General features: G+C 64.3%; 21 protein-coding genes. 13 read left to right on the top strand and 8 right to left on the bottom strand.

Annotated features, from left to right (window positions below; translation table 11 throughout):
• Nucleotides 1-163 precede the first annotated feature (163 nt).
• Nucleotides 164-373 (top strand): hypothetical protein, encoded by a 210-nt coding sequence (locus tag ACP691_RS05455; RefSeq protein WP_426152894.1) that lies wholly within the window; start codon nt 164-166, stop codon nt 371-373.
• A 137-nt stretch (nt 374-510) separates the two neighbouring features.
• Complete coding sequence (gene cysC, locus ACP691_RS05450) at nt 511-3,045, top strand: adenylyl-sulfate kinase (RefSeq protein ID WP_426152892.1); 2,535 nt, start codon at nt 511-513, stop codon at nt 3,043-3,045.
• Between the two features lie 195 nt (nt 3,046-3,240).
• On the opposite strand, the gene ACP691_RS05445 is transcribed toward cysC, so the two are convergent.
• A complete protein-coding gene (locus ACP691_RS05445; protein ID WP_426152890.1) occupies nt 3,241-4,170 on the bottom strand; it encodes a GNAT family N-acetyltransferase in 930 nt (309 codons plus the stop codon).
• Nucleotides 4,171-4,392: 222 nt separating this feature from the next.
• Here ACP691_RS05445 and ACP691_RS05440 point away from each other — a divergent pair, with 222 nt between their 5' ends.
• The 7 genes from ACP691_RS05440 (at nt 4,393) to ACP691_RS05410 (ending at nt 11,655) form a co-directional block, all read left to right on the top strand.
• Nucleotides 4,393-4,620, top strand: a complete 228-nt coding sequence (locus tag ACP691_RS05440) for a hypothetical protein (protein ID WP_040262438.1) — start codon at nt 4,393-4,395, stop codon at nt 4,618-4,620.
• 222 nt (nt 4,621-4,842) lie between these two features.
• Nucleotides 4,843-5,700: a LysR substrate-binding domain-containing protein gene (locus ACP691_RS05435; RefSeq protein WP_040262437.1), complete on the top strand. Its 858-nt coding sequence runs from the start codon at nt 4,843-4,845 to the stop codon at nt 5,698-5,700.
• A 110-nt stretch (nt 5,701-5,810) separates the two neighbouring features.
• Nucleotides 5,811-6,851, top strand: a complete 1,041-nt coding sequence (locus ACP691_RS05430; protein WP_426152888.1) for a putative 2-aminoethylphosphonate ABC transporter ATP-binding protein — start codon at nt 5,811-5,813, stop codon at nt 6,849-6,851.
• Nucleotides 6,851-8,560, top strand: a complete 1,710-nt coding sequence (locus tag ACP691_RS05425; protein WP_426152886.1) for a putative 2-aminoethylphosphonate ABC transporter permease subunit — start codon at nt 6,851-6,853, stop codon at nt 8,558-8,560. The genes ACP691_RS05430 and ACP691_RS05425 overlap by 1 nt, the downstream gene beginning before the upstream one ends.
• A 31-nt stretch (nt 8,561-8,591) precedes the next feature.
• Nucleotides 8,592-9,419 carry a phosphonoacetaldehyde hydrolase gene (phnX, locus tag ACP691_RS05420; RefSeq protein WP_426152884.1) on the top strand — a complete coding sequence of 276 codons (828 nt, stop codon included), beginning with the start codon at nt 8,592-8,594 and terminating at the stop codon, nt 9,417-9,419.
• A 56-nt stretch (nt 9,420-9,475) separates the two neighbouring features.
• Nucleotides 9,476-10,495, top strand: coding sequence for a putative 2-aminoethylphosphonate ABC transporter substrate-binding protein (locus ACP691_RS05415; RefSeq protein WP_426152882.1), 1,020 nt, complete (start codon nt 9,476-9,478; stop codon nt 10,493-10,495).
• A 17-nt stretch (nt 10,496-10,512) separates the two neighbouring features.
• Nucleotides 10,513-11,655, top strand: coding sequence for a TIGR03364 family FAD-dependent oxidoreductase (locus ACP691_RS05410; RefSeq protein WP_426152880.1), 1,143 nt, complete (start codon nt 10,513-10,515; stop codon nt 11,653-11,655).
• Between the two features lie 143 nt (nt 11,656-11,798).
• Here the strand turns inward: ACP691_RS05410 and ACP691_RS05405 are convergent, their stop codons facing one another.
• From ACP691_RS05405 to ACP691_RS05395, 3 genes are all read right to left on the bottom strand, one after another.
• Complete coding sequence (locus ACP691_RS05405) at nt 11,799-12,101, bottom strand: Txe/YoeB family addiction module toxin (RefSeq protein WP_040262431.1); 303 nt, start codon at nt 12,099-12,101, stop codon at nt 11,799-11,801.
• Nucleotides 12,073-12,351, bottom strand: a complete 279-nt coding sequence (locus ACP691_RS05400; protein WP_040262430.1) for a type II toxin-antitoxin system Phd/YefM family antitoxin — start codon at nt 12,349-12,351, stop codon at nt 12,073-12,075. Before ACP691_RS05400 ends, ACP691_RS05405 begins: the two co-directional genes overlap by 29 nt.
• 217 nt (nt 12,352-12,568) lie before the next feature.
• Nucleotides 12,569-13,621 (bottom strand): diguanylate cyclase, encoded by a 1,053-nt coding sequence (locus ACP691_RS05395; RefSeq protein WP_426152878.1) that lies wholly within the window; start codon nt 13,619-13,621, stop codon nt 12,569-12,571.
• A 316-nt stretch (nt 13,622-13,937) separates the two neighbouring features.
• Here ACP691_RS05395 and ACP691_RS05390 point away from each other — a divergent pair, with 316 nt between their 5' ends.
• Both ACP691_RS05390 and ACP691_RS05385 read left to right on the top strand, forming a co-directional pair.
• Nucleotides 13,938-16,946, top strand: coding sequence for a PAS domain-containing protein (locus ACP691_RS05390; RefSeq protein WP_426152876.1), 3,009 nt, complete (start codon nt 13,938-13,940; stop codon nt 16,944-16,946).
• A gap of 130 nt (nt 16,947-17,076) precedes the next feature.
• A complete protein-coding gene (locus ACP691_RS05385; protein WP_426152874.1) occupies nt 17,077-18,720 on the top strand; it encodes a methyl-accepting chemotaxis protein in 1,644 nt (547 codons plus the stop codon).
• 33 nt (nt 18,721-18,753) lie between these two features.
• Here ACP691_RS05385 and estP read toward each other — a convergent pair whose 3' ends face one another.
• The 3 genes from estP to ACP691_RS05370 all read right to left on the bottom strand — a co-directional run bounded on the left by estP (nt 18,754) and on the right by ACP691_RS05370 (nt 23,300).
• On the bottom strand, nt 18,754-20,664 hold the full coding sequence (estP, locus tag ACP691_RS05380; protein WP_426152872.1) for an esterase EstP: 1,911 nt from the start codon (nt 20,662-20,664) through the stop codon (nt 18,754-18,756).
• 133 nt (nt 20,665-20,797) lie between these two features.
• Complete coding sequence (thpR, locus tag ACP691_RS05375) at nt 20,798-21,340, bottom strand: RNA 2',3'-cyclic phosphodiesterase (protein ID WP_426152870.1); 543 nt, start codon at nt 21,338-21,340, stop codon at nt 20,798-20,800.
• Nucleotides 21,341-21,527: 187 nt separating this feature from the next.
• Nucleotides 21,528-23,300 (bottom strand): putative bifunctional diguanylate cyclase/phosphodiesterase, encoded by a 1,773-nt coding sequence (locus tag ACP691_RS05370; RefSeq protein ID WP_426198513.1) that lies wholly within the window; start codon nt 23,298-23,300, stop codon nt 21,528-21,530.
• 20 nt (nt 23,301-23,320) lie between these two features.
• On the opposite strand from ACP691_RS05370, the gene ACP691_RS05365 reads away from it, so the two are divergent.
• Nucleotides 23,321-24,145, top strand: coding sequence for a CAP domain-containing protein (locus ACP691_RS05365; protein WP_426153012.1), 825 nt, complete (start codon nt 23,321-23,323; stop codon nt 24,143-24,145).
• 9 nt (nt 24,146-24,154) lie between these two features.
• Here ACP691_RS05365 and ACP691_RS05360 read toward each other — a convergent pair whose 3' ends face one another.
• The gene (locus ACP691_RS05360; RefSeq protein ID WP_426152866.1) at nt 24,155-24,991 is read right to left on the bottom strand and encodes an aldo/keto reductase; all 837 of its coding nucleotides are present in this window, start codon (nt 24,989-24,991) and stop codon (nt 24,155-24,157) included.
• Nucleotides 24,992-25,142: 151 nt separating this feature from the next.
• Here ACP691_RS05360 and ACP691_RS05355 point away from each other — a divergent pair, with 151 nt between their 5' ends.
• Nucleotides 25,143-25,799: a TIGR02466 family protein gene (locus tag ACP691_RS05355; RefSeq protein WP_426152864.1), complete on the top strand. Its 657-nt coding sequence runs from the start codon at nt 25,143-25,145 to the stop codon at nt 25,797-25,799.
• Nucleotides 25,800-25,817 lie beyond the last annotated feature (18 nt).

Genomic DNA, 25,817 nt, shown 5'->3' with positions numbered 1-25,817 from the left:
AGGCGGATAAGCGGAAGGCGAGCCGGTTCAGGCAGAGCCTTGCAAGCGCAGCCGGCAAGCGCAGCCGCTTCGAACGAACGCGCCTGCTGGGCATCGAAAGCGATGTATCCCCGGCTGACGAACCTGACCGAGCCGGGCCGTCGAAAGCGTTTTGGAGGCTTGAATGAACAACGAAGAAAACCGCCGGCAGCCCAATGCCCCAGTGACCGACAGCGAAGGCAAGCCCGTGGATGTGGTGGAACGCGACATCGAACAGCCTGATCCGGATACCGACGATGTGGACAAGGTGATTACGCCCACCTCCATCAAGCGCAAGGAGCAGGACGTCGAGACCCTCGAACGCGCCAATCGCGAGGTGGAGCGGCGGCTTTGACCCCCATGATTCGATAACCTGGGACTGCCCCGGGCGCATTCGCCAGCTTCGCTGGCTCCAACAAGGTGATTGCCAGCTATGCTGGGTCGAGCGTCGCACTCGCGCGGCGCCCAGACACCCGATGGAGCGAGTGACCTGTGATCACCCCGACCCCGCCCTACAGCACCCGGCCCGGCGCCGTGCTCTGGCTGACCGGCCTTTCCGGCGCTGGCAAGACAACCCTGGCCCAGGGGCTGGCGGCGCGCTTGCAGCCGTTGGGCTACCCCTGCTTCGTGCTCGACGGGGACCAGCTGCGAACAGGGCTGAACCAGGACCTGGGCTTCAGCCCCGCCGATCGTGCCGAAAACGTCAGGCGCACTGCCCAGGTCGCGGCGCTCTTTGCCGAAGCAGGCCTCTTGTGCATCGTTTCCCTGATCTCCCCCTACCGTGCCGACCGCGAGCGGGCCAGGGAAATCATTCCGGCGTTCCATGAAATTCACGTGGCGGCTGACCTGGCCACCTGTGAAGCGCGAGACACCAAGGGTCTGTACCGCCAGGCCCGCGCCGGGCAGTTGCCGGGCTTCACTGGAGTAGACGCGCCCTACGAATCTCCGCTCGCGCCCCAGCTACGCCTGGATACCCACCGGCAGAGCCTGGCGCAAAGCCTGGAAGCCCTTGCCCGCTACGTTCAGCAGGCGCTGCCCTGGCAAGCGGCCCAGACCGCGCCCCTCGAAGTTCGTCACCAGCAGGCGTTGCACCTGTACCGCAATGGTGAAGTAAAGGAAGCCCTGCAAGCCATGGCCCGGCTGGTCGAAGAGGCACCCAACGCTCCGCTGCTGCATAGCAACCTGGCTGAGATGCTTCGCCAGCAAGGGCAGGCGCGTTCCGCGGTAGCTCATGGCGAACGCGCGGTCGCGCTGGCGCCAGCCGCCGCCTCGGCCCATAGCAACCTTGGCCTGGCCTGGTTCGACCTGGGCGAACTGGAGCGCGCCGAGACCTGCCATCGCCAGGCGCTTCAACTGCAGCCTGGCATGGTGCCATCTTTGAACAACCTGGCGAGCATTGCCCACGCCCGCGACGATCTCGAAGGCGCCATCGCCGGTTATCGTCAGGCCCTGGTGGCCCGGCCAGACTACCCTGAAGCGCTTTCCAACCTGGGTGCCGTGCTCATGGAAGCCGAGCGCCTGCACGAGGCCACCGAGGCGCTGGAGCAGGCGGTCGAGCTGGCACCCGACTCACCGGATGCGCTGTGTAACCTGGGCCTGGTGCGGTTGCGCCAGGCGCGCCCCCGGGAAGCCCAGCATCTGTTGGCCCAGGCGCTGCAACATCGCCCGAGTCATATCAAGGCCTGCATCGGCATGGCGCGCTGCCTGGCCGAGCTGGACCAGCGCGATCAGGGAGTGCAACTGCTCCAAGCCGCGGTGGCGCGCAGCCCGGAGCATGCCGATGCCTGGTGCCAGCTGGGTACAATGCACGCCGAAGAAGGTGACAGCGCCCTGGCCGCAGAAGCCCTGCAACGCGCCCTGGCCTTGCGTCCCGACTTCGCCGACGCGTCGGTGGGCCTGGCCAGCCTGGCCTTGGAGCGAGGTCGTCAGGCCGAAGCGGTGACCTTGCTCGAACAGACCCTGGCCGCGCATCCCGACCATCATGGGGCCCGCTATCACTTGGCCCAGGCACGCAAGGCGCGCCCGGGCGAACCTAACCTGGCGCGCATGGAGCAAATGCTGGCCGCCAGCAGCCAGGCCAGCCCGGGCCGACGCATCGCGCTGCATTACGCCCTGGGCAAGGGCCATGACGAGCTGGGCCAGTACGAAGAAGCCTTCAGTCATTTCTCCCAGGGCGCGCGACTCAAGCGCGCTACCCTGGACTACAGCAGCGAAGCGGACGAAGCGCGCCTGCGGGCGATCATCGCCGAATTCGACGGGCCCCGGCTGCGCAGCCTGGAGGGCCAAGGCGACCCCAGCGAGCTGCCTGTCTTCGTGATAGGCATGCCACGCTCCGGCACTACGCTCACTGAGCAAATACTGGCCAGCCATCCGAGCGTGGCAGCCGCCGGAGAACTTCACGAACTGCTGCGCCTGTTGCAGTTGCCGCTACCTGGCCATGGGTCGGCGCCCTACCCCGCGAACCTTCGCCAGGCCGATGCCGGGCACCTGAGCGCCCTGGGCCAGGAATATGTCCGACGGCTGCGCCGACATGGCCCCGACGCCTTGCGCATCACCGACAAGCTACCCGCGAACTACATGGCGGCCGGGCTTATCCCGGCCATGCTGCCCAATGCCCGGATCATCCATGTCAGCCGCGACCCGGTGGATACCTGCCTGTCCTGCTACACCCGCCTGTTCAGCGAGCATCAGGAAGCCACCTACGACCTGGCCGAACTGGGCGCTCACTATCGTCACTACGCGCGGCTGATGGCCCATTGGCGCCAGGTGCTGCCGACCGGGCGCCTGCTGGAAGTCCGCTACGAAGACCTGGTGGCAGACCTGCCCGGCCAGGCGGCGCGCCTGTTGGAGTTCTGTGGCCTGCCCTGGAACGATGCCTGCCTGGCTTTCCACCGCACCGAACGCAGTATCCGCACTGCCAGCCTGACCCAGGTGCGAGAGCCCTTGTACAGCAGTTCGGTGCAGCGCTGGCGCAATTACGAGGCATACCTTGGTCCCTTGCTCGAAGCGCTGGGGTCGTGCCGATGAGGTGCTTTGCCCTGGTAGGGTGGGAAGTTGCCTGAGTTCCCTCGCCCGCCTTCCCTGGCGGGCGCCCGGCTTCGCCATGCCTCCACTCGGTCGAGCCAGGCGCATTTCGCGTCGTCTGTGCCATCCGCACAAGCTTCGCCAGCTGGCACTGGCTCCAACCAGGTGTGCGCCGATCCGAAAGGCCTGAAAGCACAATCACCGCCAATCATCACAGATCCATACCTGGGGCTGGTCGTAGCCTCCACTGCCCCGATGCATGGTCACACCAAGGATCTGAATGGCGAAACCCGCGTTCAGCAGATACTGGTAGGCGCTACGGCGCCCGGTATTCACCCCCAGCATGAGTCGGGTCTGACCGTGAGCGAGGGCAAGGTCGTTGCAGGCGGTCAACAACCGTTCCATCCGCGCGCTGGCCTCGTCCCCACCGCGAACCATGGCGAACTTGACGTAGCACACACCCTCGCCGGCTTCGCTGCGGGGGCCGAAGTGGCAGGCGGCGAAGGCTTCGAGTTCGCCATTGGCCCCATGCAAGAGCAGGTTCGCGCCCAGCCCGAGGCGTTCCACGGCGTCGAGCTCGCCGGTAGGGTCGAGTCCGGCCGCCGCTTCATTGGCCAAGGCCGCGCAGGCCTGGCGCTGGGCCTGGCTCAGGGCCGCGCATACAGGGGCCGGGCCGCTGGCCTGACCTTCGACGGCCCGAGCCATGACCGCGGTCAAGGCTTGGGGCCAGAAACCGAAACCTTGATAGAGCCCCAGGTGCCGCGGGCTGTCAGGAAAGGTGAACAACCCCGCGTGATGAATCCCCCAGGCATCGAGCTGGCCGCTGACCGCCGCCATCAGCGCCTTGGCCAACTTGCGCTCCCAATAGGCCGGGCGCACCGCTACCGGCCCTACGACCGCATGGCTACCCCAGCGCGCGACACCCGCGACCCCGGCCAGCCGTCCGTTGATGTCTACCTTGAACCAGGCCGTATGCTCGGCACGCCAGCGACCCTCTACATAATCGCGATCGTTCCAGAACTCCCCCGGCGCGGCTGCGCCCATGAAGGTCGCAAAGGCTTCACGTACCACCTCGCGGGCTTCGCTCAGGTCGCTCTCGCGCAAAGGTTGAATCACAAAGTCGTCCATTCCGGCTCCCTGGCTGTGAGCACTTGAGACCCTGGCGTCTGTGCGTGGTTTCTTCATCACTCTCGCGACCACCTGCGCCACAACCACGGCGGCACTTTCCAACATGCGGGCCAACATGCGGGCCAACACGCACGCCAACACGCGGCTTGAAAAAAGCCGACCACCGGCCAGAACCTTTTCAGCGCCCACGTCTCTACTTTAATCATGACAGGGAGGTGGCATATGGCCGCAATCCAATCCAGCTTCGCCCGGCTTGACCTTGCAATGGATGCGATCACCGCATGGGAAACCCATTGGTCCCTGCGCGGCGATCGCTTGACCTGCAGGCATTGCGGGTCAAGCCAGGGCCGCTGGCAGAGCCGGCAGCCCTTCCAGCACAGGCGTAGCTGTGAAGTCGCCGTCTTCGCCGACCCCATGCCATGGGTCGCGGTGCCCGGCTGGCAAGGCTGAGCACTCATGCGGATACAGCCCTGGCTTCGCGGGACAATGCCAGAAGGTTCGGGCATTCCGGGAGGGATTCCGTACCCCGACGCCCCGTATCAGCCGCCTTGGTCCAGATCTCCGGCCAGCCTTGCATAGCCATCGTGGCCGCCGTGGGGAACAGCCGTTCCCATCTCCCTGCGCACTGCGTGATACCCTGGCCAGCCCTACTGTCACGATCTGTGAGCGTCCATGCTGGCACCCGAGCTCAAGGCTTTCTACACGGTGGCTCGCCTTGGCAGCATCACCCAGGCGGCGAAAAAACTCGGCCTGAGCCAGCCCACGGTCACTACCCAGATTCGCGCGCTGGAGGCGCGCTACGGCATAGAGCTGTTCTACCGAGGCGGGCGCCGCCTGGTGGTCAGCGAGGAAGGGGCAAACCTGTTGCCATTGGTGCAAACCTGGCTACGCCAGGAGGCGGACATCGAGTTTCACCTGCGCAACGCGAGCCAGATGCAAGGGAGCTTGCGCCTGGGCGCTACCGCCCCCTACTACGTGCTGGACTTGGTCAAGCGGCTACGTGCTCGCTTCCCCCAGGTCCAGGTAAGCCTGGAGATCGGCAACTCGCAGCAGGTGATCGAAGCCCTGGAAGAACACCGGGTGGACCTGGCGGCGTCCTCCCAGCTGGAGGACGACAGTCGATTCGTGCGTCTGGTGCTCGGCCAGGACCCGCTGGTGCTGGCGGTACACGGTAGCCACCCTCTCGCCGCCCATGCCTGCCTGCCGCCCCAGGCCTTGACCGGTCAGTGCCTGTTGATGCGAGAGGCAGGTTCTACCACCCGGCTGCTGACCGAGCAGATGCTCCAGGCCGCGGGTGTGATCCCGGGGGCACTGCTGGAAATCGGCAGCCGCGAATCCATTCGCGAAGCAGTGTTGCGCAACCTGGGCGTGAGCGTGATCGCTCGCCATGAAGTGCCGCATGACCCGGCGCTGCGGGTGATCGCCCTGGAGGGTGCGCCCCTGATCGCCGAATACCTCTATTGCCTGAAGGACCGCCGCCAGGCAAGGCTACCGGCAGCATTGCTGGCGCTGGCCCGCGAAGCGCAATGAGCGCATGACAAAAAAACCGATAGCAGTATCACTGCTTTTCGATCCGGTGCCATCAAGCGTTAGCAGGCCAAGCGCAGCATAAGCCTCGTTCCCCCCAACGAGGTACGAGCATGGGCGCGGTCGGTCTGCATATCAATGGTTTGCACAAAGCCTTCGGCGGCTTCAAGGCCCTGGATGGGGTCAGCCTGACCGTCAACCCAGGCGAGCTGGTGTGCCTGCTCGGCCCTTCCGGCTGCGGCAAGACCACCCTGCTACGCTGCCTTGCCGGCCTGGAACGCCAAGACCAGGGGCAAATCCATTTCGGCGAGCGCGACGTCTCGACCCTGCCACCCCAGGCGCGTGACTATGGCATCGTCTTCCAGTCCTACGCGCTTTTTCCCAACCTCAGCGTGGCGGCCAATGTGGCCTACGGGCTGGCCGGGCAAGGACGCAAGGCGACACGTGAACGGGTAGCGCACATGCTGGAGCTGGTGGGCCTGGCCGGAAGTGAAGCCAAGTATCCCGGCCAGCTTTCCGGCGGCCAGCAGCAACGCGTGGCCCTGGCCCGCGCGCTGGCGCCCAACCCTACAGTCCTGCTCCTGGACGAGCCCATGTCAGCTCTGGATGCTCAGGTACGTGAGCGCTTGTGCGGCGAGCTACGGCAGCTGCAGCGTCAGTTGGGCATTACCACCTTGATGGTCACTCACCATCAGGACGAAGCCATGCTCATGGCCGACCGCATCGCGGTCATCCATCAGGGCCGGGTGGAACAATACGGTGCCGCCGAACAGCTGTACCGCCAGCCCGCCAGCGCCTTCGTGGCCGGCTTCTTCGGCCAGGGCAACTGGCTGCCGTTCGAACGCGACGGCACACAGGCTCGGGTAGGAGGGCTGAGCCTGACCCTGGCCGCCCCCCCGGCCCATGCCCGGGGGCAGCTGTTCTGTCGCCCAGAAACGGTTGCGGTCAACCCGCCGGTACACGAAGCCAACCTGTGCAGCGCCAGGCCCAAGGGCCTGACTTTCCTGGGCAACCGCTGCCGGCTGGCGTTCGAGCTGGACAACGTTCCCGGGCATACCTTGCATGCCGAGCTATCCGCCGAAGCGACCCGTCGACTGGGCGAAGGGCCGCTGTGGGTCGCCCTGCCACCGCACCACTTGCAGGTATTCGCCTGATGAGCCGGGTCATGGCGTTGCGTGCAGCCTCGAGCACGACTTCTTCGCGGCCCGCTGACCTGGCCGATCGGCTACTGGTCAGCGGCGGGCTCACTGTGCTCCTGGCATGGCTATCGCTCGCCCTGCTCTGCCCCCTGCTGGCCATGCTCTGGCGAGGCCTGAGCGATGCCCCGGGGCAAGGCGGAGGCCTGACGGCGGCCGCGGCCCTGTTCGGCAGCGCGCATTTTCGCTGGTTGCTGGGTAACAGCCTGGCCACCGCGGCCACGGTGGTCGGCATTGTGGTGCCATTGGCCTACGGCCTGGCCTATGGGCTGCAGCGCAGCTGTATGCCGTTCAAAGGGCTGTGGCGGGGCCTGTCGCTGCTTCCGCTACTGGCACCCTCGATGTTGCCTGGGATCGCGCTCATCTACTTGTTCGGCAACCAGGGACTCTTGCGGCCCTGGCTGGACGGTAATCTCTACGGCTTCTGGGGAATCGTCCTGGGGCAGGCGATCTACTGCTTCCCGCACGCCCTGATGGTGTGCCTGTCCACCCTGGCCATGGCGGACAGCCGCCTGTTCGATGCCGCCGCCAGCCTCGGTGCCTCCCCATGGCGGGCCTTTCGCACCATTACCTGGCCGGCCAGCCGCCGCGGCCTGTTTGCCGCAACCTGCCTGGTATTCACCCTGTGCGTTACGGATTTCGGTGTGCCAGTGGTGGTCGGCGGGGATTATCAGACTCTGGCCCTGGAAGCCTACAAGGCGGTGGTCGGCCAGCAGCAGTTCGGCCGCGGTGCGCTCATCGGCCTGGTACTGCTAGGGCCTGCGCTGCTCAGCTTTGCGGTGGACCGCTGGCTCGGCCGGCACCAGCGCGACACCCTGGGTGGGCGCGCCCAGCCGCTGCGACCACAGCCAAGCCCAGGCCGCGACCGCGCCTACCTGGCCTTGGCGACCCTGATCGGCTTGCTGTTACTCAGTGTTTTCGCAATGGCTGTTTTCGCTTCCCTGGCGCGTTTCTGGCCGTACAACCTTACCCCCTCCCTGGAACACTACGCCTTTTCGGATCTGCCCGGCGGCTGGCAGGTGTACCGCAACAGTCTGGCCATGGCCCTGGGTACCGCTGCTGGCGGGGTGGTACTGGTATTCCTGGCGGCCTGCCTGGTGGAAAAGACCCGCCCCAGCGCACTGACCCGGACCATCGCGTTCTTGAGTTTCATCCCCATGGCGGTGCCCGGACTGGTATTAGGGCTGGGCTACGTCTTTTTCTTCAACCTGCCCGGCAACCCATTGCATGGCCTCTATGGGAGCCTTGGCTTGCTCAGCCTGTGCACCCTCGCCCATTTCCTTACTACCGCTCAGCTCACTGCCAACGAGGCCGTGCGCCGGCTCGATGGTGAGTTCGAAGCGGTGGCGCTGTCGCTGAAAGTGCCCCTGGCTTGTCATTTCCGCCGCGTCACGCTGACGCTGGCGCTGCCTGCCATGCTCGACGTGTTCCGTTACCTGTTCGTCTCGGCCATGACGACGGTGTCGGCGGTGATCTTCCTCTACAGCCCGGATAGCCTGCTGGCCGCCATCGCCGTGCTGAACATGGACGATGCCGGAAACGTCGGCGGCGCGGCGGCCATGGGGTCGCTGATCATGTTCACCAGCGCGGCGGCCTCCGTGGCCCTGGCGCTGCTGTCCCGCGCAGCGCTGCGCCGAGCCCAGGCCTGGCGCGGCCAGGCCAACTGATTTTCATACTGTCGCCCACCCGGAGCATTCCATGACCTACCAACACCCCACTCATTTGCAGGCCGCCATTCTCGACTGGGCAGGCACCGTGGTGGATTTCGGCTCCTTCGCCCCCACCCATATCTTCGTGCAAGCCTTCGCCAGCTTCGACCTGGCCCTGAGCCTGGAAGAAGCCCGCGGCCCCATGGGCATGGGCAAGTGGGACCACATCCGCGCGCTCTGCGATCAGCCCGCGGTGGCCGAACGCTTTGCGCGCCGCTTCGGCCACGCACCCACGGACGCGGATGTGACGGCCCTGTACGAGCGCTTCATGCCCCTGCAGATCGAAAAGGTCGCTGAACATTCAACGCTGATACCCGGCGCCCTGGAGGCTGTTGCCGCGTTGCGTGAGCGGGGGCTGAAGATCGGCAGTTGCTCCGGGTACCCCCGGGCGGTGATGAGCAAGGTCCAGGCGCTTGCAGCCGCGGCGGGCTACCGCCCCGACCATGTGGTGGCCAGTGACGAAGTACCCTGCGGGCGCCCGTACCCAGCCCAGGCCCTGGCCAATGTCATCGCCCTGGGGCTGGAGGATGTCGCCGCCTGTGTGAAAGTCGACGATACCACGCCGGGGCTGCTGGAGGGGCGGCGCGCCGGGATGTGGACCGTCGCGTTGCGCTTCTCCGGGAACTGCCTCGGGCTCAGCCTGGAGCAGTTCCAGGCGCTCTCCGGCCAGGAGCGGGCTGCCCATCGCCATCGCATCGATGCCGAACTGGCATCCTGCCGGCCGCATTACCTGATCGATACCCTGGCCGACCTGCCGCCAATCGTCGATGCCATCAATGCACGCCTGGCCCGCGGTGAACATCCGAGTTCGGACTGAGCCATCCCGAACTGTCCAGACAAAACCGTCCGCCTCATTCCCACCGGAGCCTTCTTATGTTCAAGCCCGCCGCGCTGGCCGTTTCCCTGTGCCTGGCCCTGGCCTCACACGCCCAGGCCGACACCGAACTCACCGTTTATACCGCCCTGGAGGTGGAACAACTCAAGCCTTACCAGGCCGCCTTCGAGCAGCAGCATCCGGATATCAGGATCAAGTGGGTACGCGACTCCACGGGCATCGTCACCGCCAAGCTGCTGGCCGAAAAGGACCGTCCCCAGGCGGACGTTGTCTGGGGCCTGGCGGGCTCGAGCCTGGCCATCCTCGACCACCAGGGCCTGCTGCTGCCGTACGCGCCGACCAACCTGGCGCAGATCGGCCCGCGTTATCGAGACCCGGCCAATCCGCCCGCCTGGGTAGGCATGGACGGCTGGGCCGCCACGCTCTGCTTCAACACCGTGGAGGCGCAGAAGCAGGGCCTGCCCAGGCCCGCCAGTTGGGCCGACCTGACCAAGCCGATATACCGGGGCAAGATCGTGATGCCCAACCCAGCCTCCTCCGGCACCGGCTACCTGGATGTAAGCGCGTGGTTGCAGACCTTCGGTGAAGCCCAGGGCTGGGCCTACATGGACCAGCTTCACCAGAACATCGGCCAGTACACCCATTCCGGCTCCAAGCCGTGCAAGCAGGCCGCCGCCGGTGAATTTCCCATCGGCATCTCCTTCGAATACCCGGCCGTGCAACTCAAGCGCAAAGGCGCGCCCTTGGACATCATCCTGCCAAGCGAAGGCCTGGGCTGGGAGATCGAGGCTAGCGCCATCATCAAGGGCACCGCCAAGCTGGACGCGGCACGCAAGCTGGCGGACTTCGCCTCCAGCCCAACGGCCATGGCCTTGTACCGGAACAACTTCGCAGTGCTGGCACAGCCGGGCCTGGCAGCCCGTTTCGAAGACTTGCCGGCCGACTATGAGCAGCGCCTGGTCAATAACGATTTCGCCTGGGCCTCGCAAAACCGTGACCGCATCCTGGCCGAATGGCGCAAGCGCTACGACGGCAAATCCGAACCCGTAGCCCGATGAGTCGGCAGGAGCCCATCATGACTGAAAAAACCACAGACCTGATCGTAGTCGGTGCCGGCATCCTGGGCCTTGCCCATGCCTGGGCTGCCGCGCGTCGCGGATTGAACGTGCGGGTGTTCGAACGTAGTCATACCCCCCTGGGCGCCTCGGTGCGCAACTTCGGCCAGGCCCTGGTCAGCGGCCAGGCCCCTGGCCCGATGCTGGACCTTGCCCGCAAGGCACGCGGCCTGTGGGCCGAACTGGCCGGACAGGCGGGGCTGCATCTGCGCCAGCAAGGCTCTTTGCTGTTCGCCCGCAGCGAAGCCGAGGAAGCCCTGCTCGAAGCCTTCCAAGCCGGCCGCGGCAAGGCCCTGGGCTATCGCAGCGAGCTACTGCGAGGCCCGGCCCTGGCGCAGCTGTACCAAGGGCGCTTCGCTCACCACCGGGCCGCGCTCCATGGCCTGGATGACCAGCAGCTGTACTCCCGGCAGGCACTGCCCCAGATCATTGCCTACCTGGCCAAGGAACTGGGTGTGCGTTTTCATTTTTCGGCCCTGGTCCGCGACCTGGCGCCGGGCAGCGTGGTCACCACCGAGGGCGTGTTCCGTGCACCCCGGGTGGTCGTATGCTCAGGTCACGACTACCAGACGCTGTTGGCCGAGCAGATGGCCGCGCTCAAGCCTCAGGTGTGTGCCTTGCAGATGCTCCGCGCTCGCCCCAGGCGCCCTCTCGACCTGCGCCATGCCCTTCTGACCGGCCTGAGCTGTGTGCACTACGGAGCCTACGCGGACCTGCCCGAAGCCGAGGCGATCCGCCAGGCCATACGCCGTGACCAGCCCGCGCTCGAAGCCCATGGCATCCACCTGCTGATCAGCCCTACGCCCCACGGCGACCTGATCATTGGTGATTCCCATGCCTACGGCAGCGATGCTTCGCCCTTCAACGCCGAAGCGGTGGACCGGCTGTTGCTGGAGCTGGCCGAACATACTCTCGGTGGCGAGCTGGAGATCGTGGAACGCTGGCAAGGCGTGTATGGCTGCCGCGGGCCCGGCCCGTTCAGCGTTACCCACGTGGGCGACGGCATCAGCGCAGTGCTGATGCATACCGGGCTGGGAATGAGCGTGGGGCTGGCATTGGGGGAACAGGTGATCGGGGACCTGTATGGTCCCAAGGGCGACTAGACCTTGTCCGGAGGAGACGGGCGAAGCCGCAGGCGGAGCTCGCGAAGGCCGTTACCCCATTCGAGAGGTTCGCGCCGCTCCGATGTGGGCTAGCCTGTAGACCTTTCAGATAGGATTTCAAGGTGATCGCGCTGTAGGCTCATTCAGTAATGAAATCGGCACGCGATCACAGTCAAGGTGCCGGCGCCGTAGTGATACACAAACCGGTGCTCTTTCGTTATGCGCCGGGACCAGTAGCCCGATAAATCGCCTTTGAGCGGTTCGGGCTTGCCCACCCCCTCGAAGGGCGTACGCATGCATTCGCCGACCAACCGGCAGACGCCCGCGTGGATCTTCGCGTCATGAGCGCGCCAGTACTCAAAGTCTTCCCAGCCTATGGCAGTGAAGGATACCTGGACACTTTCGGTGGCTGCCTTTTTATTCTGCTGCTTTTTCTTCTGGGACATCGATCGGAATATCCTTCGTGAACGCTGTCCCGGCCTTGTGTTGGGCAATGGATTCCCGAAGTCTCGAGGCATTCGACGCCGTACCGAGGAGGTACATCGTTTCGTTCATCGAGTTGAAATCTTCCAGCGATAGCAGCACAACGTGATCGCCGCGTTGGCGAGTGATGACCGTGGGCTCATGGTCCCGGCATACGTCATCCATGACTCGCTTCAAGCCTGCTCTGGCTTCGCTGAATGTAAGTACCTGCATGTCTCGTTCCTTCCTCTGACGCCAGAGGATGGCTGCAACCCTTGGGGGGAGGAGCCTGCTGATGTGTTGGCCTTGAAAAACAGTCAGCTTTCAAAGCATCCGGACAGAGTTGCTCCAATCATCGGGACGACGCCTGCCAGCGGCATCATGGTACAACACCTTGTACGAAACTCAATGCATGCTGAGTCCATTGACCGTAGGTTGGCATACCGACCGTCTATGCCAACGGCAGCTCTTGCAACCAGACCCGATTCTTGCCGCTGTGCTTGGCCTGGTACAGCGCCTGGTCGGCCGCATGCAGCCAGTCGCGCTCGCTGGCGTAACGGCGCGAATAGGGCACCAGGCCGATGCTCAGGCTGGCCTGGGCGGGTGAAACGCCGTCGGTCCATTCGGCGAAGCGCTTGCGGATATCGTTGAGCTGCTCGCAGGCCTGGCTGACGGGGACCCCGAGCAGGATCACGCAGAATTCGTCTCCTCCATAGCGCCCTGGCACGGCCTGGGGGCCAAGCCCGGCGCGCAGCAGATTCGCCAGGCGGCCGATCATGGCGTCGCCCACCAGATGGCCATGACTGTCGTTCACCGACTTGAAATCGTCGATATCCAGCAGGGCCAGTATGGCCCCCTGCTCACCCGCGCGGCACTGCTCGAAGGTTTCGCCCAGTCTGGTCATCCAGGCCGCCTGATGCGGCAGGTGGGTCATGCCATCGAGCGTGCTGATGAGCTTGAACGCCCTCTTGTGCTCGGCCAGTTGTACGGCCAGGCGGTAGCTGGCGCTAGCCACGGTCACTGGATAGACCACCAGCATGGGCAAGCAGCTGATCATCTGCAGTTGAGTGGTTTCCGGGGCTATGCGCAGCCCCGCCCCGGCCAGACCCAGCAACACCCCCACTGCTTGCAGCCCAAGGGTGGCGCGCAACATGGACGCGCCCCCGGCAGCCACTCCGTTCATGGCGACCATGGCCAGGAGCAACGCGGAGGGCAGGAGGTTCAGCGCCATCTGCCCCACCCAGAACCCGGCGAACAGGCCATCGAGCAGCAGATTGCGTTTCTCGGCGGCGTAGGGGTCCGCGCTGGCTCGGCCAAGGCGGTAGGCCAGGGTCGGCCAGCAGAAGGCATTGAGGGCCATCAGCGCCCAGACCCAGACTGGCGTATCCCCGCCCTGATAGGCCACGGTGCCGATGAATAGCGCGCTGAGCGCACAGCCCAGCGCGCGTGGGCCATAGATGCGGCGGGTAAAATCCCGGCCCAGTTCGCGACGGCTGCGTGGCATTGCTCGATCTTTCCTCAATGATCAGAGAAGCTGGCCATGGCGTCGATGGCTCTGCAATGGCCATGGCAGCCGAGCATAGATGCTCGGCGGTCGGATCATGTCACTTTGACATGGAGTGGACAATGGGCCGGCTCGCGCATTCGTCGGCCAGCACTTCGAAGCCGGGCGCTGTCCAAGCTCTGACAGCATCGCGCGGTCCGCACCCTAGCACCCTCTGCCGAAGGCCAACCTTTATCCGTGCCGCCCGGCGGCGAATCTCTTACACTTGCGCGCCGCAACAAGTCGCGGGGAGCCACGAAGTACCATGGGCAGCTGTATGAAGAGCGAAAGCGACACCCCTTCCACGCCAAGCTTTCTTTTTGGCGGGGGCCAGATGGGCGAACGTATCCGGGCCTTTGCCTGGACGCAGACGCCGCTTGGCGCGCCGGACACTTGGCCACAGTCGCTGCAATCGGCCCTGAGCATCTGCCTCAACTCCAGCTTTCCCACGGCCATCTACTGGGGCGAAGACCTACGCCTGCTTTACAACGATGCCTGGGCGCACGTTCCGGCCGAGCGTCATCCCCAGGCCCTGGCCCAGCCGGCCGCCCAGTTATGGCATGACATCTGGTCGGTGATCGGTCCGCAGATGCGCCAGGTGCTCGACGCGGGTGAAGGCGTGACCGTGTTCGACCAGATGCTGCCCATGCTGCGTGACGGCGTGGTCACTGAAACCTACTGGAACTACAGCCTGACGCCCATACGCGGCGAAGCAGGCGAGGTAGTGGGCATTTTCAATCAGGGCCACGAAACCACCGACCGGGTGCTTCATGACCGCACGCGCGAAGCACACACGGCCCGTCAGCGCCGAATGTTCGAACAGGCTCCCGGGTTCATTACCATTCTTCACGGTCCCGAGCATGTGTTCGAGTTCGTCAACAGTGCCTACCTGCGTCTGTTCGGCCATCGGGATTTCATCGGCAAACCCATCCGCGAAGTGTTTCCCGAACTGGCCGGCCAGGGGTTCTACGAATGGCTTGACCAGGTGTACAGCACTGGCGAGCGTTTCGTGGCGCGGCGCACCCCGATTCAGCTTGCCTTCGAAGGCGCTCCTTCCGAGCAGCGCTACCTGGATTTCATCTATGAACCGCTGACCGATGAAGCTGATCGTGTCATTGGTATCTTCTGCGAAGGCTTCGATGTCACCGAGGCACATGTGGCCGAAGCAGCCCTGGCTGCGAGCGAGGAGCGCTTCCGTTCGGCCCTGGAAATCGACACTGTCGGTGCTGTGTTCAGCGATGACCAGGGCGTGGTCATCGATACCAATGAGGCGTTCCTGCGCATGAGCGGCTACCACCGCGACGACGTGCGCGCTGGTCGCCTGACCTGGCAAAGCCTGACCCCGGAGCCCGGGTGGGACGAAGTACGCCACGCCTTCCTCGAACTCAAGGCTACCGGGGCCAGTACCCCCTACGAGCGCGAATACCTGCGCGAGGACGGCAGTCGCTGGTGGGGTCTGGTCGCGGCCAAGCGCCTGCCGGATGGCACCTGTTTCGAACTGGTCGTCGACATCAGCGACCGGGTACGCGCCGAGACGGCCCTGCGCGAGCAAACCCGCACCATGGAAACCCTGGACCGGATCAACAAGCTGCTGGCCGGCGACCTGGATCTTGAGCGGGTAGTGCAAACCGTCACCGATGCCGGAGTGGCGCTGACGGGCGCGAAGTTCGGTGCATTCTTTCACAACGTGCCGGATGAGAGCGGCGAACGCCTGGCCCTGTTTACCCTTTCCGGGGCGGACCGGGAGCAGTTCAAGCCTTTCGGCGGTCCCCGCGCGACGGCCGTGTTCGGGCCGACTTTCCGTGACGAGGGAGTGGTACGCTCCGACGATATCCTGGCTGACCCACGCTATGGCCGTAACGCCCCGCATCACGGCATGCCCAGGGGTCACCTGCCGGTGCGCAGCTACCTGGCCGTGTCGGTGGTATCGCGCCAGGGCGGTGTGCTGGGCGGGCTGTTCTTCGGCCACCCGGAGCGGGGACGCTTCAGCGAACGGCATGAGCAGGTGATGGTTGCCCTGGCGGCCCAGGCCGCGATCGCCATCGATAACGCCCGTCTGTTCCAACAGGTGCAAACCGCCAACGAAACGCTCGAACAGCGGGTCGCCCAACGGACCGAAGAACTGACCCAGGCCCATGAGGCCTTGCGGCAGGCCCAGAAAATGGAAGCCGTCGGCCAGCTGACGGGAGGTATCGCCCACGACTTCAACAATTTGCTGGCTGGCATCATCGGCAGCCTGGAAATTGTCGAGCAGCGCCTCAAGAGCGGCCGCCTGGACAAACTGGAGCGCTTCTTCCAGGGAGCCCAGACGTCAGCGCAGCGGGCAGCCGCGTTGACCCAGCGTCTGCTGGCCTTCTCCCGACGACAGACCCTGGCACCCCGGCCGACGGACGTGAACCGCTTGATGAGCGGCATGGAGGAGTTGATCCGGCGGACCGTGGGCCCCGCTATCACTGTGGTGGTACGGGATACGCCTGACTTATGGTCAGCGCGGATCGATGCCGTGCAGTTGGAAAGCACGCTGCTGAACCTGGCGATCAATGCGCGAGACGCAATGCCTCAGGGGGGGATGCTCCGCCTGGGGGCCGACAATCTATGGCTCGGTGGCGATGACGCGACGGCACTGGACCTGGCCCCTGGGGAATACCTGGCTATCGAAGTGGCGGATACAGGTACCGGTATCCCTGCCAATATCGTCGAGCGTATATTCGATCCCTTCTTCACCACCAAGCCCATCGGCCAGGGCACAGGGCTGGGGTTGTCCATGGTCCACGGTTTCGTCCGTCAATCCGGCGGCCAGGTGCGAGTCACCTCGAGCGTAGGCCAGGGCACCACCTTCATGCTCTACCTGCCACGCTACACCGGGGAAGTGGTACTGGATACCACGGCCCAACCGGCCCGGCCGATCGAAGCCGGCAGCGGCGGTACTGTCCTGGTGATCGACGACGAGGCCACTGTTCGCATGCTCATGGCCCAGGCGCTGGAGGATGCCGGCTACCGCACCCTGCAAGCCGACAATGGCCCTGCCGGGCTGGAGTTGCTGCAAGGGGGCGGGCGCATCGATCTGCTACTGACCGACGTCGGCCTGCCAGGCGGCATGAACGGCCGCCAGGTGGCCGATGCGGCCAGGGTGGTACGGCCCGGGCTCAAGGTGCTGTTCGTGACTGGCTTCGCAGAGCACGCGGTACTGGGAAACAACGACCTTGAACCCGGCATGGCGGTACTGACCAAGCCGTTCCCCATGGCCAGCCTGGCGGCGAAGGTGAGCGCCCTGCTTGGAGATTGAGACCGGGCGCGCCGCGCGTCGGCCAAGCGCCCGCTACGCTTTAGTTTGACCGGGGATCGCCGATGCTTAGAACCACCGGCGGGCCTGGCCCGCACGTAACTTCGACGGCTACGGAAAGGGCTCGATCACTATGGGTTTCATCAATAACGCCAAGCTTGCCACCAAGCTGCTCAGCGCCTTCGTGCTGTGCGCGCTGCTTACCTTGCTGGTAGGTATCATCGGCGGTCGTGGCATCAATCAGGTTGGCGACAGCCTCGATAGCGTGTTCTCCAACAACGTGGTATCCATCCTCAACGTCAACAAGGTTCGCTCGGCGGTCATCGCTCAAAACCGCGATCTCTATCGCTACCTGTCGCTGGTGGCGGCCAAGGCGCCCGAGGCCGCGCGGGCCGAGTTGCTTGGCGTCATGAACGCCAACCGCGACGAGGCCTGGAAAGACTTTACGGTTTATCGCGCAACCCCACTGGCCGACGACGAGCGCGCCGCTGGCGATGCCCTGGAGCGCGCTGACTGGAAAGCCCTGCAGGATGCCATCGATCAGGCCGTGACTGTCATCAACCAGGGCAATATCGAAGCAGCCCGGCAGGCCCTCAACGGCGCCGTGCTGGAAAGCTACAAACGCGTGCTCGACGATATTACCCTGATCCGGGATTCCAATACCCGGCAGATCGAAGAGGCTGCCGTTCAAGCCGATGCCACGGCGCAGCATGCCACCTACTGGCTGGTGGGCGTGATCGTTCTCGCCTTTGTGCTCGCCATCTTGCTGGGGTTGATCATCACCCGCGCCATCGCCCGCCCCATTGCCCTGGCGGTGGAATCAGCCCGGCGCGTAGCCGCGGGCGACCTGACGGTTTCCATTCAGGCCGACCGTACCGATGAGACCGGTCAGTTGCTGACGGCCCTGGGCGGCATGCAGAGCAACCTGAAGACTACCATCGAGGAGATTGCCAAGGCGTCCGAGCAACTGGCGTCGGCAGCCGAAGAACTGAGCGCGGTGACCGAGGAAAGCACCCGTGGGCTGACCCGTCAGAATGACGAAATCCAGCAGGCGGCGACGGCGGTGACCGAGATGACCAGCGCCGTGGAGGAAGTGGCCCGCAACGCGGTTTCCACCTCTGAAGCCTCGCGCAGCACGAGCCAGGAAGCCGAAACCGGACGTACCCAGGTACAGCAGGCGGTGGACGCGATCAACGGCATGGCCCGCGAGCTCAATGGCTCAACCGAAACCGTGCACACCCTGGCGGACCAGGTACGTAACATCGGCAACGTGGTGGATGTGATCCGTGGCATTGCCGAGCAGACCAACCTGCTGGCCCTCAATGCCGCCATCGAAGCGGCCCGGGCGGGCGAGCAAGGCCGCGGCTTCGCCGTGGTGGCCGACGAGGTGCGTGCCCTGGCGGCGCGGACCCAGACCTCCACTGGCGAGATCGAGACCATGATCGCCACCGTGCAGGCCACCGCCGATCAGGCTGTACGTGCCATGGGCAACAGCCAGTCTCTGGCCCAGAACACCCAGCATCTGGCTGTCGCCGCCGACCAGGCCCTTGAACGTATCACCCATGCTGTCGCCGGTATCAACGAACGCAACCTAGTGATCGCCAGCGCCGCCGAGGAGCAGGCTCAGGTGGCCCGCGAAGTCGACCGCAACCTGGTCAACATCCAGGACCTGTCGAGCCAGACCGCCGCTGGCGCCAACCAGACCAACGCCTCCAGCCAGGACCTTTCCCGCCTGGCTACCGCCTTCAACCGCATGGTGGCTCGGTTCAAGCTGTAAGCGCGGCGATTGCCCAGGCGGTCGAGGCCGCGGTCAGAAGTCCAGGCTCAGCGCCAGGTTCACCCCTTGCTGGGTGCTCTGACCGCTTCCTCGCCAGTGGTAGGCCGCATTCAGCGCCAGGCCGGGGCTCAGTTGGTGGCGCAAGCCCAGGCTGGCCCGGTCATGGTTGCGCGCCGGGCTATAACCCTGAAGCTTGAAACCATTGGCCGGCAGGCTGCGCAGAGAGAGGTCCAGGTACTGGGCGTCGTCGTTCAACTCGCGCTCATGCGCCAGCTCACCAAATACCAGAGTGGCGGGCGTCAATTGGCGGCTGAGGTGCAAGCCAAGGCCAAGTCGCCTGGAATCCTGGCGTTGATCATCCACGTTCAGGGCCGTGGCCTGGGCGCTCTTTTCCGAATACCCATCCACCTTGACGCTGGCGTAGTCGGCGCTGATGAAGGGCGATACTTGCCAGGGGCCGGCTGGTGCCATCAGGTTGTAGCCCAGGCGCCCGCTCAGTGCCCACAGCTCACCCTGGCTGTCGCCTTTTTCCGAGCGTTCGCCCAGGCCCAGATCGAAAGTACGCTTGAGCTGGTCATAGTCCAGCTTGCCCGCGGTCGCGGCCAGGTCGGCCCAGACCCGGCCCTGCCGGTATTGCGCGAAGGCCGTGCCGAGGTAGCTGTTCAGGCTATAGTCGGAATCCGCCGCGCCGGCTTCCACTCGCTGGCGGTAGTACCCGCCCGCCAATCCCAGCCGCCACGCCGTGTCCAGTCGGTAACTGCCGCCTACCATCAGGTTCAGGCCGTGGCCGTCGGCCTTGGCGCCGCCGCGGTGGCCATCCATGTCCAGGGATTGCCCACCGGTGTCGAGCATGGCCTGCCACTGCCCTACCGCTTGCCAGGGCTGGTTCCATTGCGCTCGCAGGCTGTCCTGATGGCTACGCAGGCTGCCGTGGGCCAGCTCCGGCAGCAATGTCAGCTCCCAGGGCGCCGATAGCAATGAGTAGGCGTAGTCGGCGATCAGCTTCTGCCCAGCACTGGTGGGATGCACGCTGTCGTTGAACAACAGCTTGCTCGGGTCGGCGTTGCCGCTGTTCAGGCCATAGGCCGCATTCTCGGTGCAGCCATTGCCGCTGAAACAGGTGCCCAGCAGATTCTGGTCCGTAGCCAGGCCATAACGACCGGGCTCGGCCACCACTTCCGAGAGCAGCAGGGGCACGTTGAGCGGGATGATCTCGGCATCGATCTGTGCCAGTTGAGACACCAGCGTCTGGTTGAATACCGCGCTGAGCGCCGATGTCCCGGCCTGGTTGGCGGTACCGTAGAGGTAGGGCGTAAGCCCCAGGTCAGGCAGCAGCCATACCATGATGTAGCGCGCGCCGGCCTGCTGCAGCGCGGACACGCTACTGGCCAGGCGGCCAGCGGCGGCGCTTGCCGTGGCGGCCGAGGTCACCTGCCCCTGGATGAAATCATTGCCGCCTCCGCTCAGGTAGTAGAGCGCGTTGGGGTCGGCCCGGTTGCCGTTGGCCAGGTAGCCAGGTCGGCTGCGCAGGAGCCGGCCACCTATTTCCACCCGGGACTCACCGGTGATGGAGTCGTAGATCTGGTCGGTTCGGTAGCCACCCGTGGCCCAGTTGTTTCCATCCGGTAGTCCCACGGCCTGGTTTATGGCCGAGGTAGAAGCGCCCAGTGCCAGGGCGTCGACCCCCAATCGCGTACCCAGTTGAGTGGAAGACACGGCGCCATAGATTTCTCCGCTGCCATCCTTGTAGCTTGGGCCGGTGCGGTTGGTGAACCGAGTACTGGCGCCCAATGGGCCGGCCAGGTCTGGAAACTGCCCGGCATCGCTGAGGCTGTCGCCGAACACGATCATGGTGGAGTATGGCGAAGGGTTGGCCGAGGCAGGCGTGACACCCAAAGCAAGGCCAAGCGCAACGGCTGTAGCAAGCGCGGTTTTTTTCATCATGCTGGTATCGTCCTTGTATTTTTATTGTTACAGGATCGGACGATAGTACTAATGGAACGGCATGAATACCGAGTTAAGTGACTTTTCCCTCTTTCCTACACGGAATTCGGTAGCTCCCTACAAGGCAAGGCGCTCAAGTCAGCAACCAGTGTCGGAGCGGCGAGTATTGCCCTTTATGCGATTCGAACAGCGTGAACTGGCTGGCGCTCAACCATAGTTCCGGCGGCATCACAGCTTCAGGGGCCTGACCTTGAAAGTCTCGGGCAAGGGTCAGGTGAGGCCGGTAATCACGACTTTCCTTGAGCAGGCCAAGCGGCAGCAGGGCCTGCTGCAGGTCATACGCCAGGCGGAGCAAGGCCTTAGGGGGTGACTGCGGCGCCAGCACCAGTACACCGGAGCGATGCCAGGCCTCGAGACGGTCCAGCGGCACCCGCAGAGCGCCACCGGGGGAGCGCACGGAATCAGCGGCCGCGAGTACCGAGGGCAGGCGCTCGAGACTGACTTCGCCAAGAAACAGCAGGGTCAGGTGAAAGTGTTCCGAGGGCACCTTACGGCCCTGCCCCAGGGGCAGCGTCTTGCGCCAGCGCGCGATGACCTGGCGCTGCTCGGCAGTGCAATCCAGCGCGAAGAACAAGCGTTTGAAGGGCTCGCCGGTAGCCCGTGGCTGAGGAATCATTGGCTCGGCTCCTGTAGCAAGAAACGGCCATGCGGGCCGCTGCACAATAGAGACACGGGCGGCGGGTTCGTTCAGCCGGAGCCAGCCAGTAGCAGCTACCGAAGCCTAGGTTCATTGCCGCGGGGCAGACAAGCGATGGCAAGAAACCCGTGTGAATACCGGCGCTATCGACTGAATGCTTTACAAGTCAAACCGCGGGTTCGTGGCTGGATTTGGCAACGGTCCCTAGCCGCTCTCTGAGGTGAACCTCTGAGAGCGGTTCGCTGAATAGATAACCCTGCGCCATGGGGCAACCTGCTTCACCTAGCCACTGCGCTTGCCCACGGGTTTCCACCCCTTCGGCCAGCGCGGGCAAGCCTAGGCCTTCGCTCAGGTGAATGACTGCTCGAACGATACGGGCGTTCTTTTCGCTCTGAAGCACCGTATCGATGAATGTTCGATCTATCTTCAGCTTGTCGAAGTTGAAATGGCTCAACTGTGCCAAGCTTGAGTAGCCCGTTCCGAAATCGTCCATGGCGACGCGTATACCCATCCTTTGCAAGGCGTGTATTTGCTTGCTGGCCATGGCTACGTCGTTCACCACCGCGGTTTCGGTTACCTCAAGCTCCAGACGGTTCGCTGGAAAGCCGCTTCGCTGCAGTGCGGTTTGTACCCGTTCGACGAGGCCTTCATCCCGAAGGTCCAGGGCGCTAAGGTTGAATGCCAGCCAAAGGTGGTCGGGCCAGCTCACAGCTTCCCGACAAGCCCGCTCCAGTAGCAGTGTGGTCAAATCCCGCATCAGCCCGGACCGTTCCGCGGCCCGGATGAAAGACGTGGGCGGAATCTGTCCATGCACGGGATGGTCCAACCGAGCCAAGGCCTCAAAACCGATAATCTGCTCTCCCTGCAAGGAAACGATTGGCTGATAGGCCAGGCTCAGGTAGCCATTATCGAGCGCCTCGCGCAGCAGCTGCGCCACCTGCGACTGCTGCTCAAGGTGCGAGTCGCGCAGGGGATCGAAAAAGCGAATCGTATTCTTGCCGTCGTGCTTGCCTTGATACAGCGCCAGGTCGGCGCGGCGAAGCAGGCTGCTGAGGTCTGCCCCATCCCTGGGATATTGAGCAACACCATAGGTGCCCGCCGCGCTCAGGCGCACAGAGCCAAATACCGCGGGGCTGGAAATCAGCGAAGCCAGTTGATCGAGCAAAAGGCGAGCAGCGTCGGCGGTTTTGGCGGAGCGGATGATCAGCGCGAATTCATCCCCACCCAAACGGCATGCAAAATCACCTTGCGGCAAGGATTTGCGTAGACGCTCCGCCAGTTCCTTGAGCAGCCGGTCACCGAAGGCATGACCATAAACATCATTGACGGATTTGAAGCCATCCAGGTCGAAGACCACTAGGAAGAATGGATCATCAGGGCGTAGCCTGCGGGAATGGAACTCCAACTCCAGGCCTCGCCGGTTGGACAACCGAGTCAAACTGTCATGGAGAGCCATGTCGATTGCGGCTCTTTCAGCGAGTTGGCGGCTGTGGACTTCTTTTTGAAGTTCGTAAACCCGACGAATGCCGAAGGCGAAGCCACACCAGCCCATGACCACAAAGCCAAGGAACAGCTCATCTGCTTGCCAACTCTCGTGCTGGGCACTGAATTGGGTGAGTTCTTCGAAAAGATCCAAATGAATGCCGAGCCAAAGCACTGACAAGCCCAAGCAAGCGATCACGATAGAATCCCACCAGGCCTGATGGAGGCGAAAGGATAGGCGCGATATGCGGTTTGCCATAGGGAAGTCATCGGTGGGATCTTGATCTTCAACTATCGACCCGCATGGAACATCCTTGAACCCATCGGTCAGTTCCTTGCCCTGTACCACGGGGCACGGGCTGGTCATGTTCGCGGTGGAGCACACCGGCGGATGAGTGGGTGTCCTGTTGGGGTTTGAATGATTTCGCTTTGAGGAGATTTTCTCGCGTGACAACACGAACCAAAACCAGTGCCTGGATACCTGGCCTATGCCTTGCCTTGGCTGTGGTGAACGCGGCCCAGGCGGATGACGCCCCGGCCTTGGTGAGCGCGCTTAACGAATACCGCGGCCAGCCCCAACGCTGCGGCGATCTGGCATCGCTGCCGCTGCCGCCCCTGACGCCGGACACGCGGCTGGCGGCGGCCGCCGAGGATTCGGGGGATTTGACCCAAGCGCTGGCTCGGGCGAACTACCGGATGGTCAACGCCCGGGCCATCAGCCTGTCCGGCCCCAGGGACGCTGCCGCGGCCATGGCTGCCATGGCCGTGCCCTATTGCCAGGTCATCCTGGACCCTCAGTTCGTGGATGTGGCCGTGACCCAGCAAGGACGCGACTGGCGCATCCTGTTGGCGCGCCCGTTGCTGACCGCCAGGCTGGGTACGGCCCAGGCCGAAGGCAAGAGCCTGCTCGAAGCGGTCAATCGGGCCCGCGCCCAGGCTCGCCAATGCGGCGGCCAAGCCTTCACCGCCAGCCCTCCCCTGGCCTGGGACGACACCTTGGGCAGCGTCGCCGAAGCCCATAGCCGGGACATGGCCAACCACAACTATTTCGACCATCTGGATCGAGATGGAAAACTGCCTGGTGATCGGGCCGAGCTGGCCGGCTACAGCGGTGCCCAGGTAACCGAAACCATCGCGGCGGGCCGGGACAGCAGCGCCAAGGTAGTGGAGGGGTGGCTGGCCAGCCCTGGTCACTGCGCGGCCCTGATGAGCCCGAGCCTGCAAGCCATGGGCGCCGCCTATGCCACCGACCCTAGGAGCGACGCCGGCATCTATTGGACAGCAATGTTCGGCGCGCCCTGACTACGATAGTCAGGCCCCCATGGCAAAGGTTTCCGGGTCCGGCCCCAGGCGTTGCTGTCGATCCAGTGCCTGGATCGACTGCCTATCCTCGTCAGTGAGGCTGAAGTCGAACACTTCGAAGTTGCTGCGGATGCGTTCAGGCGTTACGGACTTGGGAATCACGATGGTGCCGTTGTCCAGATGCCAGCGCAGGGCGACTTGGGCCGGACTCTTCCCATACTTGGCGGCGATGGCCTGCAACTGCGGGTCTTCGGCGACCTTGCCTTGGGCCAGAGGGCTCCAGGCTTCGGTATGGATCCCATGCTCTTGGTGGAAGGCACGCAGGTCGGCTCGCTGGAAATACGGGTGGGCTTCGATCTGGTTGACCGTTGGAGCGACTCCGGTTTCGTCGATCAGACGCTGCAGGTGGCTGGGGTTGAAATTGGATACGCCGATGGACAGCGCGCGGCCTTCGTCACGCAATGCGATCAGGGCTTTCCAGGTGTCCAGATAGCGGTCGGCCATGGGCAGTGGCCAATGGATCAGCAACAGGTCCACATAATCCAGGCCCAGGCGTTCAAGACTGCGCAGGGCCGCCTCCCGTGCCTGGTCAAAGCCCTGGTCGGCATTCCACACCTTGGTGGTCACGAAGTACGACTCCCGGGGCAGGCCGGCATCCTGCAGGCCCAGGCCCACTCCGCCCTCATTCTCATAGACGGACGCGGTATCGATGGAGCGATAGCCCACTTCGAAGGCCTCGCGCACCGCCTGGCGGGCTTGGTCTTCACTGGCTTTCCAGACCCCAAGGCCTAGCTGCGGCATCATCTTGTCGTCGTTAAGCGTGACGTAGGGAACCGATTTGCTCATGGAGCCTCCTCTCGAAAATGAATGACGCCTGGTTTACCGACACCGTCGTCCTCCGTGGGTTCGCAGGCTTGATGGGAACCGCCGACGCGGTTGCGCTCGGCCGGCTTTGAAACCAGAATGAAAGCACCCTTTGTCCTTCGGCGGCCTCTGAATGACCGAGCACCAGTTCGACGAAAGCCTGATGAAAATCCGTAAGCTGTTCCCTACTCCCTTGGTGAGTTGCCAGCTGCCGGAGCATGCGCGCCTCAATGAGCAGCTGAGCGCCGCCATTTTCGCGGAGGAAGCCCGGTCTCGGGGTGTACAGCACAGCAACCAGGGTGGCTGGCAGTCGGAGGCGGACTTCGCCAATTGGTCGGGCGAGGCCGGTGCCACCCTGCTCCAGTTCGCCCAGGACATGGCGCGCAGCCTTACGGCGGTGCACACCGCGGACAACGGCCTGGTTCACGCTACCTTCCAATGGCATTACAACGCCTGGGCCAACATCAACCGTGCTGGTGACAGCAACGGCGTGCATGGCCATGCCGGGGCCTTCTGGTCGGCGGTCTACTGGGTGGACGACGGCGGTCGCGCCCAGGACCCGAGCATTGGCGGCGACCTGGAATTCCTCGACCCCCGTGGCCTGGTGGCCTCGGCCTACCGCCCGGAGCTACGCATGCGTATCGAGGAGTGCGTCAGCGCCGGCTGCGCCACCACCGAAGCCGCCCGCAGCGGAACTTTGATGATGTTTCCCTCCTGGTTGCTACACAGCGTCCGGCCGTTCAAGGGCAGCCGTCCACGCATCTCCATCGCGTTCAATTTCGGCCTGTAACCGAGCCCGCACTGGCAG

The sequence above is a fragment of the Pseudomonas sp. DC3200b2 genome, from assembly GCF_049895785.1.
GTDB classification, from domain to species: domain Bacteria; phylum Pseudomonadota; class Gammaproteobacteria; order Pseudomonadales; family Pseudomonadaceae; genus Aquipseudomonas; species Aquipseudomonas massiliensis.
Note: the sequence above shows the minus strand (reverse complement) of the source record. Positions and strands in the feature narration are given on the sequence as shown.